We start from the raw sequence: 13,296 nt of genomic DNA, 5'->3' as shown, positions 1-13,296 counted from the left end.
GGGTCGTGTGGCGCATAGGCTGCGCCACATGACCCAGCACCCGACCCAGGCCGTGATCCTCGCCGGTGGACAGGGATCACGGCTGCGGCCGTACACCGACGACCGTCCCAAGCCGATGGTGGAGATCCCCGGCACGGGAGTACCGATCATCGGCCATCAGTTGGCCTGGCTGGCGGACGAGGGCGTCACCGATGTCGTCGTCTCCTGCGGACACCTCGCCGAGGTGCTCGACGAGTGGCTCGCGCAGGCGGAACTCCCCTGCCGCGTCACGACGGTGGTCGAGCGCGAACCACTGGGGCGCGGCGGCGGGCTCAAGTTCGCGGCGCGCTCGCTGCCGCGGCCCGAAGAGCCTTGGTACGCGACCAACGGCGACATCTGGACGCGCTTCTCGCTGCGCGAGATGGCCGACTTCCACGCCGAGCGCGACGCCACCGCCACGCTCGCGCTCGCCCGTCCGCGCATCCCCTGGGGTGCGGTGGAGACCGACGAGTTCGGTCACGTCCTCGACTTCATCGAGGCGCCGCCCTCCCCCTATCTGATCAACGCGGGTGTCTACGTCTTCTCCCCCCGGTTCGTCGGGCTGCTGCCCGAGCGGGGGGACCATGAGCGGACCACCTTCCCGCGTCTCGCCCGCGAGCGGGCGCTGGCGGGCTTCCCGCTGCCGCAGGGCTCGTACTGGCGGGCCATCGACACCGCGAAGGACCTGCGCGAGGCCGCCCGCGAACTCGCCGACGGCACCCCGCGCTGAAGCCCTCGGGGCTGTCCTGAAGGTCCCTGCGGTACCTGCCCGGCTCGTACCTCCCGCACCGGCTCGTACCTCCCGCACCGGGTCGTACCTCCCGCACCTCTCCGGCACGCCTCTTCGGCTCGCCTCTTCGGTCCGCCTCTTCGGTCCTCGCGGTTTCCCGCCGGTCCGGCGCGAGCCGCGCAGACTGCGCAGGCCGGGACCACCTGTGCGGCGACTGCCGTGGCCGCGTGCGAGCGAAGCCGAGCCCTTCCGCAGGCACCGACCAGAGCAGGACAAGGCAGGACAGGACAGGAGCTGGGCGACGGCCGGAAACCCGAAGCCGGGTGGGGTCGTCGATCCCGGAAGATCGACGACCCCACCCGGCTTCACACGCCCTCGGCGCCTCGGCAGCGGCCCAGCCGCAGAACGGTACGGAACCGAACCGCCTCCGCGGCCCGCCCGCCGCCGCGGGTCAGCGTCCGAGCAGTCCGCCCAGTGCGCCGCGGCGGCCGCCGCTGCTGCCGGACGAGGACCCGCTGCCCGAGCCGGACGACGAGGCGCTCGTGCCGGAGTCGCTGGAGCCGCCGGAACTGGAGCCACCGCTGCCGCCGGGGTTGGCCTGCGGCTGCTGCGGCGCGGGCTGCTGCTGGGCCGGCGGTGCCGTGGTGCCCTGCTGCTGTCCGGGGGTGGCGGCCCCTTGTCCGCTGCCCTGGTTGGCGCCCTGGGTGCGGCCCTGGCTGGGGGTGGACTCGGGGCCGGTGGTGGCCCGCTGCTCGCCCGGGCTGGTCTCCTCCGCCGAGGGGCTGCCGTCCTTGTCCCGGCTGTCCTTGTCGCCGTCCCGGCCGTCGGCGCCGGACGGGCCCTGGGTGGCCTGGCCGGAGCTGGAGCGGCCCGGCTCCTGCGGCATCGGGGAGCCCGGCAGCCGGTTGGTGGGCAGATCGCCGCGTTCGGACCCGGAGGCGGGCTGCGAGGAGCGGACGGCGCTGCCCAGCAGGGAGCCGACGAGCAGTGCGAGGCCGACGACGACGGTGGCGATGACGGTGCCCCGGCGCAGTACACGCCGCCGCAGGTCGCGCAGTTCGACGCGGGGGCCGAGCCTGCGCCATGCCTCGCTCGCCAGCCGCCCGTCGAGGGAGTAGACCGGGGCGCCCGCGATGATCAGGGGGCTCCAGGCGGCGAGATAGATGATGTCCGGCGCCTCGTAGGCGGGGACGCTGCTCCAACTGACCGTCATCAGCAGGGCGGCGGAGAGCAGGGCTCCGATTCCGGCAGCGACCCGCTGCCAGAGTCCGAACATGGTCAGTACGCCGACGATGACCTGGAGGAAGGCGACCGTGAGGCCGGCTCCGACGGGGTGCGCGAGGGCGAAGTCCCGCAGCGGGGTGGCGATCGTCCACGGGTCGAGGGAGCGCAGCCAGGTGACCATGGAGCCGCGCTCGCCGCCGTCGAAGTAGACGGGGTCGCACAGCTTGCCCATCCCGGCGTAGACCGTGATGAAGCCCAGGAAGAGCCGCAGCGGGAGCAGGACGACGCCCAGGTTCATCCGGCGGCCCGGGTAGTACGCGTGCCGGACGGTGTCGCGGCGGGACCGGGCCCCGGTGATCCCCTGGGCGTGCTCGTCCTCGTCGTCCGGGTACGCCTCGTCCGCGTAGGGGCCGGGGGCGTAGCCGAGGCCGTCGGGGCCGCCCGGGTGGCCGCCACGGTGGGTGACGGTCGGCAGCTCGCCGGTGTCCGGTCCGGCCGCCTCGAACTCGCCGGTGTCCTCGTCGAACGCGCTGCGCGCCGGGCGTACGCCCTTCAGCAGTGGTTCGGTGCGGTGCTCGCGCGGGGGCAGCGGGCCTCCGCTCTCGGAGGGCTGGGGACCGCGCGGCGGGCCGACCACGGTGGCCGGGCCGTTCCCGGTGCGGCCCGGGCCCGCGATGCCGGGGCCCTTGACGCGGGGCAGCGTCTGGGTGGCGGTGGGGTCGGACTCGGCGGTGCCGCCGCCGTCCGCGAAGCCGACCAGGCCCGCCGTTCGGGCGGCCTGGATGAGCTTCGTCGCTCCCGTGTCGTCGGGCTCGGGGCCGCCGCTCCACACCACGGGTGTGCGGCGTCCGGCTCCGGGGCGGCGGGTGCCGGAGGGGCTGCCGCCCGCGGTGACGGAGACGGGCTCGGTGTCCCCGAACGCCGGCGCCCCGCGCCCGTCCGCCGGTCCGGGCTGCGACAGCGGCCAGGTGGGCGGCGTCGGCACCGTGGCGGTCGCCGCGGGCGACAGGGCGCCCCGGGCGTGCACGGCCGAGGCGGCGGACGGTGCGTACGGCATGGCCGCGGTGGGCGGCGCGGCCGCCCCGCCGAGCCGCACGCGGAAGCTCGCGTGGTTGACGACCACCTCGGCGGGGTCGGACGGGACCTTGACCGTGCTCAGCACCGGTTCGTCGTCGAAGAAACCGCGTGGGCTTCCCGCTGGGCTGTGCCCGGAGCCGCGGCCCGAAGCGCCGGGTGCGCGGGGTGTTCTGGTGTCCACACTCATCTAACCGAGTGACGGACGGTTAGGACACTGCCTTGACCGCCTCGATCTGTCCGAGGTCCGTCAAGAGATCATCGGAGTGGTGAGCCGAGCGAGCGCCGCCGCACGGCCCGACCGAGCCCCGAGGGCCCACCCGGACCGGGTGCGGCCCCCGCGATAGGCCAGGCCGATGCGACCGCCGCCCGCACGGAACGCTGCAGCGCTCCGAAGCAGAGCGCTGCCGGGTACGCGGAATCCGTCCGCCCGGGGGAAGCCGTCCGCTCAGCGTCAGAAGTCGCTCGGCATCAGAAGTCGCTCGGCATCAGAAGTCGCTCAGCGTCAGAAGCCGCTCGGCATCAGGAATCGCTCGGTGTCAGGCGCGGCGCCGTGCCGCCTCGTAGAGTACGACGCCCGCCGCGACACCCGCGTTCAGCGACTCGGCCCCGCCCGGCATCGGGATCCGCACCCGCACGTCGCAGGTCTCGCCGACCAGCCGCGACAGGCCCTTGCCCTCGCTGCCGACGACGACCACGAGCGGGCCGTCGAGCGCGGCGACCTCGCCGAGTTCCAGTTCGCCGTCCGCCGCGAGCCCGATCACCGTCAGTCCGGCCTTCTGGTACCCCTCCAGCGCACGGGTGAGGTTGGTGGCGCGCGCGACCGGCGTGCGCGCCGCCGTACCTGCGGACGTCTTCCAGGCACCGGCCGTCATCCCGGCCGCGCGGCGCTCCGGGACGACCACGCCGTGCCCGCCGAACGCGGAGGCGGAGCGGACGACGGCACCCAGGTTCCGCGGGTCGGTGACCCCGTCCAGGGCGACGATCAGCGGGTCCTCGCCGCGGTCGAAGGCGGCGGCGGCCAGGTCCTCGGGGTACGCGTACTCGTACGGCGGGACCTGCAGGACGACGCCCTGGTGGTTGAGGCCGTTGGTCATCCGGTCCAGCTCGGGCCGGGGGGCCTCGACCAGACGGATGCCGCCGCGTTCGCCCGCCACGCGGACCGCCTCGCGGACCCGCTCGTCGTTGTCGATGAACTGCTGCACGTACAGCGCGTTGGCGGGGACGCCCTCGCGGAGGGCCTCCACGACGGAGTTGCGGCCCACGACCAGCTCCGAGGTGCCCTTGCTGCCGCGCTGCGGACGGCCCTGGGAGCGGCGGGCCTTCGCCTGCGCGGCGCGCTGCTTGGCGTGGCCCTTGCGCATCTCGGCGGGCGGCGTCGGGCCCTTGCCCGCCAGACCGCGGCGGCGGTTGCCGCCGCTGCCGATCTGCGGCCCCTTCTTCTTCCCGGGCATGTGGGCACCTACCTTGCTGTCCGCGGCCTTCGGGGGCCTGTCGTCGACCCGGTCGCGGGCCTGTCCTGGGCCCGTCGGGCCTGTCGTCGTTCGTGGAGCGGCCGGCCGGATGGCCGGATGGCCGCAGGGCCGGACGTACGCAGCGCTCGCCGAGCGGTCGGATGTACGTACGGCCTTACCACGGTACCGGTTTCCGCTCCGTGACCCGCGCCCCCTTCCGGGGTGCGGGCCGGGGTGCGGGCCGGGGTGCGGGCCGCGCCCCCCGGAGGGGCGGGAACCCTTCCGGAGAGCCGGGCCCTCCTCCACGGTCCGCAGAGGCGAGCGGCAGGCGCCCCGGGGGGCCCGGGTCACTCCCCGGCGAGCTCCCAGCGGGGTCCGGCGGGGGTGTCCTCGACGGCGAGCCCGGCGCGCTTGAGCTCGTCGCGGATGGCGTCCGCGGTCGCATAGTCCTTCCGGGCCCGCGCGGCCTGCCGCTGCTCCAGCACCAGGCCGACCAGCGAGTCGACCACGGATTCGAGCCGGGCACCGGCGCCGGAGGCCCCGCCGGACCACTCGGCGGCGAGCGGGTCCATGCCCAGCACCCCGAGCATGGCGCGGACCTCGGCGACGGCCGTCGCCACGGCGGTGGTGTCGCCGTCGGCCAGTGCCGCGTTGCCCTGCCGGACCGTGGTGTGGACGACTGCGAGGGCCTGCGGCACGGCGAAGTCGTCGTCCATGGCGGCGGCGAACGCTGCCGGCACCTGGGCGGCGGGGGCCACCTGGCCGGCGAGTTCGATGCCGCGCTGCAGGAAGCCCTCGATGCGGCCGAGGGCCGACTCCGCCTCGCGCAGCGACTCGGCGCTGTACTCGATGGTCGAGCGGTAGTGCGGGGTGCCCAGGTAGTAGCGCAGGACGAGGGGGCGCCACTGCTTGACCATCTCGCTGACGAGCACCGAGTTGCCCAGCGACTTGCTCATCTTCTCGCCGCTCATGGTGACCCAGGCGTTGTGGGCCCAGTAGCGGGCGAAGTCGTCGCCGAAGGCGCGGGACTGGGCGATCTCGTTCTCGTGGTGCGGGAAGACGAGGTCGACGCCGCCGCCGTGGATGTCGAAGACCCGGCCGAGGTACTTGTGCGCCATCGCGGAGCACTCCAGGTGCCAGCCGGGGCGGCCGGGCCCGAAGGGGGTCTCCCAGCAGGGCTCGCCGGGCTTGGCGGCCTTCCACATGGCGAAGTCGCGCGGGTCCCGCTTGCCGGTCTCGCCCTCGCCCGCGGGCTGGAGCAGGTTGTCCAGCTCCTGGTTGGAGAGGGCGAGGTAGTCGCCGAAGGAGCGGACGTCGAAGTAGACGTTGCCGTCGGCGGCGTAGGCGTGGCCGCGGTCGATCAGGACCTGCATCATCTCGACCATCTCGGGGATGTGGCCGGTGGCGCGGGGTTCGTTCGTCGGCGGCAGGCAGCCGAGCGCCTGGTAGGCGGCGTCGAAGGCACGCTCGTTCTCGTAGCCGATCGCCCACCAGGGGCGGCCCTGCTCGGCGGACTTGGCGATGATCTTGTCGTCGATGTCGGTGACGTTGCGGATGAACGTGACGTCGTAGCCGCGGTAGGCGAACCAGCGGCGCATGATGTCGAAGTTCAGTCCGGAGCGGACATGCCCGATGTGCGGCGGCGCCTGCACGGTGGCGCCGCACAGGTAGATCGAGACGCAGCCGGGTTCGAGCGGGCTGAAGTCGCGGATCTGCCGGGCGCTGGTGTCGTACAGGCGAAGAGTCACGGTGCCCAGGGTAGTAGCCCGCCGGGCCGCGCCGTGCCCGGACCGCAGCGGAGCCGGGACGGATGTCCCGGGGCGGACCGGGCCTCGCCGGCCGCCGGGGTACGGCGGAGACGCGGGGTGCCCCGGGCGGGCGTGGGCCGCCGGCTCAGAGGCGGCCGACGACCTTGTCGACGCTGACCCGGACCACGACCCGCTCGGCGTCCTGGTCGGAGGCGGGGTTGAACTCGGCATAGCTCTTGCCGACGTACTTGTGGGCCAGCTCGTCGATCAGCTCCTGCCCGCCCTCGGTGGTGAGGGAGGCGGTGCCGCGCAGTTCGGCGTAGGTGTAGGGCGCCTCGGCCGGGTGCACCAGGACGGTCACCCGCGGGTCGCGCCGCATGTTGCGGGTCTTGCGGCGGTCCACGGTGGTGGAGATGAGCAGTTCCTCGCCGTCACGCTTCACCCACACCGGCGACACCTGGGGGCTGCCGTCCGGCTGGACGGTGGCGACGGCGACGAAGACCTTTCCGTCGAGTACCTTCTTCAGTTCCTCGGAGAGCACCTGCTGGGCCACGGGAACGGCTCCCTTCCTCTTCGCGATGCGGGACACGGGCCTGGGCGGACACCGCGGGGCCGCGGGGCCGCGACGCCGCGACACCGCGAGGCAGCCGCGGCTTGGCCGGAGCGCCGCAGGGCCCCGGCGGCCCTGCCTGCCGGGACGGTATCTCACATCCGGTCGGAGGCGGGGTGTACGCGTCGGGTCCGCGTCCTCCTCACCATCGGGTGGAGACCCGCCGAGCTTCGTGGGGGCACGCCCCCGTCGTTCCCGGCTGCCGCCGAGCGGTCGTGTCGGGGGGCGCTGCCCCCCGACGGCCCCCCGCTAAGGGGGCTCCGCCCCCTTAGAAACCCCCAGGCACCACAACTTCTCCCTCCCCCTCCCGTATCCGGCAACCGCCGGGGGCCTTTCGACTGCGGGAGCGCTCTTGTGCTGTGAGGGACGGCATCAGGACTCCTCCCGCACCCGACGGACCAAAGGAAAGGCCCGGAGCAAGGTCCGCAAGGGGCTCACATGGGTGCGGCTGGGGGTCCTAGGGGGCGGAGCCCACTAGCGGGGGGTGTTGGGGGGCGGAGCCGCCCCAACGCCCGTCCGGCGAGGACAACGGGGGCTCGGGGGCGAAGCCCCCGACAACGGCGCCGCACCGAGGCGAACAACAGACGGGGGCACCCAGCGAAGGGGGGCACCACTCAGCCGCGGCGGACGACCAGCGCAGTAGCAACGGCCGCCACCCCTTCGCCGCGCCCGGTCAGCCCGAGCCCGTCGGTGGTGGTGCCGGAGAGCGAGACGGGCGCACCGACCGCGTCGGTCAGCGCCCGCACCGCCTCCGCCCGCCGCTTGCCGATCTTCGGCCGGACGCCGATGACCTGGACGGCCACATTGCCGATGTCGTATCCCGCCGCGCGCACGATGCGTGCCGCCTCGGAGAGCAGCGCGACGCCCGAGGCGCCGGACCACTCGGGCCGGTCCGTGCCGAAGTGGGTGCCGAGGTCGCCGAGCCCGGCGGCGGAGAACAGCGCGTCGCACGCCGCGTGCGCGGCCACGTCGCCGTCGGAGTGCCCGGCGAGGCCGTAGCGCTCGCCCTCCCACAGCAGTCCGCCGCACCACAGCTCGCGGCCTTCCTCGAAGGCGTGCACGTCGGTGCCGATGCCGACCAGCGGCAGGGCGGCGGCCGGCGCGGGGCCGGCGGGGCCCTGAATGTCCTCGGTGTCGTCAGAACGCATCGTGCGCCCTCCTCCTGGCCAGCACGGCCTCCGCGAGCACCAGATCGAGGGGACGCGTCACCTTGAACGCCTCCTCGTGGCCGGGTACGACGACCACGTCGACGCCGAGCCGTTCGACCATGCCCGCGTCGTCCGTGGCCCCGTCGCCCTCGGCCACCAGCCGGGTGTGCGCCTCGGCGAGGACCGTGCGGGCGAAGCCCTGCGGGGTCTGCACGGCCCGCAGCAGGCTGCGGTCGACGGTGCCGGTGACGGGCTCCGGCTCGGCGCCGGGGCGGGGCTCGACCTGCTTGACGGTGTCGGTGACGGGGAGTGCGGGCACCACGGCGGGTGCGCCCGCGCGGACGGCCCGCGCGACGGCGTCCACCGTCTCGTCCGGCACCAGCGGCCGGGCGGCGTCGTGCACCAGCACCGTCTGGACGGTGTCGGGCAGTGCCGCCAGTCCGAGGCGTACGGAGTCCTGGCGGGTTCCGCCGCCGGGTACGACGACGACCTCGGGGAGCCCGTGTTCGTCCAGCAGGGTGCGGACGGCCGGGGCACCGTCCGGCGGTGCCACCACGACGACCAGTTCGACGGCGCGCGCCCGCGCCGTCGCCCGTACGGCGTGCACGAGCATCGGCGTCCCGCCCAGCTCGCGCAGCGCCTTGGGGGTTCCCGGGCCGAGCCGTACGCCCTTGCCCGCTGCGGGGATGACGACGGCCGTGCGGGGTCCGGGGGCCTCCGAGGAGTGCTGATCACCGGAAGGAGCGAAGTCCGTGGAATCGATTGACATCGGTAGCGCGTTCAGGGTTTGTGTCCTCAGCCGGGGTGGGTATGGCCTGGGGGTACCCCCAGGCCAGGGTTGGCGCCCTGGGTCGGCGGGAGTGCCGGGCGCAGCCACTCGATCGAGCCCTTTCCGTGACCAGCGGTCGAGTCGGGCGCCCGGCCCAGCACGCGGTCCGTCCGGCCGCATGCCCGCCTATGCGCCCCCCGGGAACCGGTGGTCAGTGTCACTCGGCGTACCTGCCCGGACATGCCGCCGAACATGCCGCAGCGCCCGGCGACGACTGATGTCATCCGGGCACCGCGGCATCGTGGGGCAGTTCGAATGTCAGGAAGCGAGAACCTCGTCGAGCAGCGCCTCGGCCTTGTCCTCGTTCGTGTTCTCCGCCAGCGCCAGCTCGCTCACCAGGATCTGCCGGGCCTTGGCCAGCATCCGCTTCTCACCGGCGGACAGGCCGCGCTCCCGCTCACGGCGCCACAGGTCGCGCACGACCTCCGCCACCTTGATCACGTCGCCGGACGCGAGCTTCTCGAGATTCGCCTTGTAGCGGCGGGACCAGTTGGTCGGCTCCTCGGCGTACGGCGCGCGGAGCACCTCGAAGACCCTGTCCAGCCCGTCCGAACCAACGACGTCGCGCACGCCTACGAACTCCGCATTGTCCGCCGGGACGCGAACGGTCAAATCGCCCTGCGCAACCTTCAGAACCAAGTAGGTCTTGTCCACGCCTTTGATCTGGCGAGTTTCGATAGCCTCGATCAGCGCGGCCCCGTGATGGGGATAGACCACGGTGTCGCCAACCTTGAACGTCATGTGTCAGGTACCCCTTCCGTGGCTATCCAGGGTAACACGGCGGCGACGTCTTCTGAATGGCGTTTTCGCAGGTCAGGGCGCATCTCGGGGCTTGACAAGCGACCCTCTATCGTGCATCGACCAACCAATGCAAGCGGGTATTCGCAGGTCGGAGCGGTTCTGCACACCCGCGGAAACAGGCTCCGAGGACCTCGGGAAGTGCACCACGACACGTCCGGAGTGACCGATTTGTCCGACTGTAGGGAGTAGCATCTTCGCGCCTCCCTTCCCGCTTTCCGGGAATTGATCAATGACCCCGCAAGAGCCCGTTGATCAATTCTTCATCGAGCTCTCGCATTCTCCTGGAATCGCCCGTACGGAGGTCGCCCGCACCGCGGCCGGAGCTATTCGACGGCGCACGGGACTGCCGCGCGCCCCCTGCCGCCCCCACGCCGGGGCGGCACCCGGAACGACGCCCGCCCCCTCCATGGGAAGCCCGGGCCGGAGGACCGGGTCGGGAAGGCCGGGTCGGGAGGGCCGGGGTCGGAACTCCGGCTCGGAGGGCCCGGGGCGGAAGCCCGGGTCGGAGGGTCGGGTGCGGGGCCCCAGCGGGCTGTCGGTAATCTGAGCGCGCACGCGAAAGCCCCATCCGTACGCGACCGGCACGCGCTCTGGAGCGTGCCGCCGCCATAGCTCGCCTAGGAGTTGCCGCCGCCGTGAGCAGCAGCCTTCGTCGCGGCGCCCTCGCCGCCACCACCCTCGCGCTCGCCGCCGTCTCGCTGACCGCCTGCGGCGCCGGGAACGACGCGCAGACGCTGGAGGTCAAGCCCGACAACGCGGCGACGCACGTCGGGGTCATCAAGGTCCAGAACGCCAACATCGTCACCGACACCAAGGGTTCGGGCGAGGCGACGGTCACGGCGCGGATCTTCAACGACGGGGACCGGGACCAGACCCTCAAGGGCATCCGCGTCGACGGGGCACGCGCCGAGCTGAGCCCCGCCAAGGGCGAGCAGAAGCTCGTGGTACCGGCCGGCGGCTCGCTGGCACTGGGCGGCAAGGGCAACGCCTCCGCGCTGCTCCAGGACTTCGAGGCCGCGGGCGTCAAGGACGGCAATGCGCAGCCGGTCGCGTTCGACCTGAGCCGGACCGGCGCGGTCAAGCTGCGGGCCACCGTCCTGCCCGCCAAGCACGCCTTCGAGACGGTCGGCCCGAACTCCTCGCCGACCGGCGGGGCGCCCGAGCAGGGCCCCTCCGCGTCTCCCGGGGAGGGCGGCTCGGACAGCCCGTCCGCCGACGCCTCCACCGGCGCCTCCGCGGACGAGCAGGGCGAGGGCGCGACGTCCCCCAGCACCTCGCCGGGCACCGAGCAGGGCGGCGAGCACTCCGGCCACTGAGCCGCGGGGTCCGCGGGCGCCTCGGGCGACCGCATCACACATGCGTACGGCGTGAGGCCGCACCCGCCACGGGTGCGGCCTCACGCCGTACGTGCATGCCCGGCACCGCAGGCACATGCCCGGCACCGCAGGCACATGCCCGGCGCCGCTCGGACTCCGCCGGGGCGGGTCCGCCGCCCGGAAGCCCCTCCTCGGCGCCCCGCGAAGGGCGTGGCCGGGTGCGGTGGGGCAGGCCGGCCTACGGCTCGAACTTGTAGCCGAGGCCGCGCACCGTCACCAGGTAGCGCGGCGCCCCCGGGTCGGGTTCGATCTTGGCGCGGAGGCGCTTGACGTGCACGTCGAGGGTCTTGGTGTCGCCCACGTAGTCCGCGCCCCAGACCCGGTCGATGAGCTGCATCCGGGTGAGCACCCGCCCCGCGTTCCGCAGCAGCATCTCCAGCAGGTCGAACTCCTTGAGCGGCAGGTCGACCTTGCCGCCGCCGACGGTGACCACGTGCCGGTCCACGTCCATCCGGACCGGGCCCGCCTCCAGCGCCGCGGGCGCGACCTCCTGCTCCGGCTCGCCGCGGCGGCGCAGCACGGCGCGCACGCGGGCCACCAGCTCGCGCGAGGAGAACGGCTTGGTGACGTAGTCGTCGGCGCCTATTTCCAGACCGACCACCTTGTCGATCTCGCTGTCCTTGGCCGTCACCATGATCACCGGGACGTTGGAGCGCCCCCGCAGTTGCCGGCAGACCTCGGTGCCGGGCAGCCCCGGCAGCATCAGATCGAGCAGCACCAGGTCGGCGCCGTTGCGTTCGAACTCGTCGAGCCCGTCGGGACCCGTGGCCGCGACCGCGACCTCGAAGCCTTCCTTACGGAGCATGTACGACAGTGCGTCGCTGAACGATTCCTCGTCCTCGACGACGAGCACTCGGGTCACGGGAGGACCTCCGGGGCGGAAAGTTGTTCATCAGCCTGATCGACATACGGCCGCTCCTCGTCCTCGAAGGCGGCCGGTTCCTGCAGTGCGCCCGACAGGCGGTTCCGGCCGAGCCGGTCGGCCTTGTCGAGTGCGGCCTGCTCCCGCGCGCTGCCCGCCTCGGGCAGCCGCAGGGTGAAGGTGGAGCCCTGTCCTTCGGCGCTCCACACGGTGACCTCTCCGCCGTGCGAGGCGGCCACGTGCTTGACGATGGACAGGCCCAGTCCGGTGCCTCCGGTGGCCCGGGACCTGGCCGGGTCGACGCGGTAGAAGCGCTCGAAGATGCGTTCCTTGTCGCGTTCGGAGATGCCGATGCCCTGGTCGGTGACGGCGATCTCGATCAGATCGCCGCCCGGGGTCTGGGCGAGGCGGCCCGCGACCTTGACGCGGGTGCGGGCCGGTGAGTAGTTGACGGCGTTCTCCACGAGGTTGCCGAGCGCCGCGGCGAGCTGGCCGCGGTTGCCCCACACGTGCAGGCTCTCGGTGCCGCCCGCGAGGAGGGTGATCTGCTTGCTGTCGGCGCTGTGCCGGCTGCGCTCGATGGCCTCGGTCACCAGTTCGTCCACCCGGACGGACTCGGAGTCCTCCAGCGGGTCGTCGTTCTGCACCCGGGAGAGGTCGATGAGCTCCTGGACGAGGTTGGTCAGCCGGGTCGCCTCGTTCTGCATCCGCCCGGCGAAGCGCTGCACCGCCTCCGGGTCGTCGGAGGCGTCCAGCACCGCCTCCGAGAGCAGCGAGAGCGCGCCGACCGGGGTCTTGAGTTCATGGCTGACGTTGGCGACGAAGTCGCGCCGCACCGCCTCGATCCTGCGGGCCTCGGTCAGGTCCTCCACCAGCAGGAGGACCAGCCGGGAGCCGAGTGGGGCGACCCGTGCGGAGACCGCGAGGGCATCACCCCGTCCCGTGCCGCGCCGGGGCAGATCCAGCTCGACCTGCCGTATCTCGCCGTCCCGTCTGGTGTCCCTGGCCATCTGGAGCATGGGCTCCACGGCGAGCTTGCCGCCGCGCACCAGACCCAGCGCGTAGGCGGCGGAGCTGGCCTTGACGACGGCGTCGCTCTCGTCCAGCACCACGGCCGAGGAGCGCAGCACCGACAGTACGGTGTCGACACCCGGGGGCAGCCCCGGCTCGGTGTGCAGGGAGGTGCGGGTGGGGCGGGCCTGCTCCCGCTCGCTCCACCGGAACGCCAGCATCGCGATCACACCGGTACAGACCCCGGCGATCGCTGCTGCCGCGGCGACGGCCGCATTAACGTCCATACACCCAGGTTATGCGCCTCTCGCGAGAGTGCCCCAGCCCTGGACGGCGCCGCCGAAAGAGCTGTCGCCCAGTGTTTACCCGCACGGCGCCTCCGGTTCACCGTGGAGGGCCGAACCGGTCGCA

Annotated in this window: 11 protein-coding genes; 2 read left to right on the top strand and 9 right to left on the bottom strand. The window is 73.3% G+C overall.

Annotated elements, in window-relative coordinates; translation table 11 throughout:
* The first annotated feature begins 28 nt into the window (after window positions 1-28).
* Window positions 29-748, top strand: a complete 720-nt coding sequence (locus BMX65_RS28620; RefSeq protein ID WP_075003261.1) for a nucleotidyltransferase family protein — start codon at window positions 29-31, stop codon at window positions 746-748.
* A 451-nt stretch (window positions 749-1,199) separates the two neighbouring features.
* Here BMX65_RS28620 and BMX65_RS28615 read toward each other — a convergent pair whose 3' ends face one another.
* The 7 genes from BMX65_RS28615 to BMX65_RS28585 all read right to left on the bottom strand — a co-directional run bounded on the left by BMX65_RS28615 (window position 1,200) and on the right by BMX65_RS28585 (window position 9,576).
* Window positions 1,200-3,236, bottom strand: a complete 2,037-nt coding sequence (locus tag BMX65_RS28615) for a DoxX family protein (RefSeq protein WP_177214369.1) — start codon at window positions 3,234-3,236, stop codon at window positions 1,200-1,202.
* Between the two features lie 349 nt (window positions 3,237-3,585).
* The gene (gene rlmB / locus BMX65_RS28610; RefSeq protein WP_075003259.1) at window positions 3,586-4,500 is read right to left on the bottom strand and encodes a 23S rRNA (guanosine(2251)-2'-O)-methyltransferase RlmB; all 915 of its coding nucleotides are present in this window, start codon (window positions 4,498-4,500) and stop codon (window positions 3,586-3,588) included.
* A 347-nt stretch (window positions 4,501-4,847) separates the two neighbouring features.
* Entirely contained in the window at window positions 4,848-6,248 is a 1,401-nt protein-coding gene (gene cysS / locus BMX65_RS28605) for a cysteine--tRNA ligase (RefSeq protein ID WP_075003258.1), read from the bottom strand.
* A 145-nt stretch (window positions 6,249-6,393) separates the two neighbouring features.
* Window positions 6,394-6,801: a PPOX class F420-dependent oxidoreductase gene (locus tag BMX65_RS28600; RefSeq protein ID WP_075003257.1), complete on the bottom strand. Its 408-nt coding sequence runs from the start codon at window positions 6,799-6,801 to the stop codon at window positions 6,394-6,396.
* A gap of 671 nt (window positions 6,802-7,472) precedes the next feature.
* Window positions 7,473-8,006 carry a 2-C-methyl-D-erythritol 2,4-cyclodiphosphate synthase gene (ispF, locus tag BMX65_RS28595; RefSeq protein WP_075003256.1) on the bottom strand — a complete coding sequence of 178 codons (534 nt, stop codon included), beginning with the start codon at window positions 8,004-8,006 and terminating at the stop codon, window positions 7,473-7,475.
* On the bottom strand, window positions 7,996-8,775 hold the full coding sequence (ispD, locus tag BMX65_RS28590) for a 2-C-methyl-D-erythritol 4-phosphate cytidylyltransferase (RefSeq protein WP_075003255.1): 780 nt from the start codon (window positions 8,773-8,775) through the stop codon (window positions 7,996-7,998). The genes ispF and ispD overlap by 11 nt, the downstream gene beginning before the upstream one ends.
* Before the next feature lie 318 nt (window positions 8,776-9,093).
* Window positions 9,094-9,576, bottom strand: a complete 483-nt coding sequence (locus BMX65_RS28585; protein WP_016472332.1) for a CarD family transcriptional regulator — start codon at window positions 9,574-9,576, stop codon at window positions 9,094-9,096.
* Between the two features lie 695 nt (window positions 9,577-10,271).
* Here BMX65_RS28585 and BMX65_RS28575 point away from each other — a divergent pair.
* Window positions 10,272-10,952, top strand: coding sequence for a copper chaperone PCu(A)C domain-containing protein (locus tag BMX65_RS28575; protein WP_075003254.1), 681 nt, complete (start codon window positions 10,272-10,274; stop codon window positions 10,950-10,952).
* A gap of 238 nt (window positions 10,953-11,190) precedes the next feature.
* On the opposite strand, the gene phoP is transcribed toward BMX65_RS28575, so the two are convergent.
* Together phoP and phoR are read right to left on the bottom strand one after the other, a co-directional pair.
* Window positions 11,191-11,874: a two-component system response regulator PhoP gene (phoP, locus tag BMX65_RS28570; protein WP_075003253.1), complete on the bottom strand. Its 684-nt coding sequence runs from the start codon at window positions 11,872-11,874 to the stop codon at window positions 11,191-11,193.
* A complete protein-coding gene (gene phoR / locus BMX65_RS28565) occupies window positions 11,871-13,172 on the bottom strand; it encodes a two-component system sensor histidine kinase PhoR (RefSeq protein WP_075003252.1) in 1,302 nt (433 codons plus the stop codon). The genes phoP and phoR overlap by 4 nt, the downstream gene beginning before the upstream one ends.
* Window positions 13,173-13,296: the final 124 nt, after the last annotated feature.

The sequence above is a fragment of the Streptomyces qinglanensis genome (assembly GCF_900111245.1).
Lineage (GTDB): Bacteria > Actinomycetota > Actinomycetes > Streptomycetales > Streptomycetaceae > Streptomyces > Streptomyces qinglanensis.
This window is presented reverse-complemented; position numbering and strand designations above follow the sequence as displayed.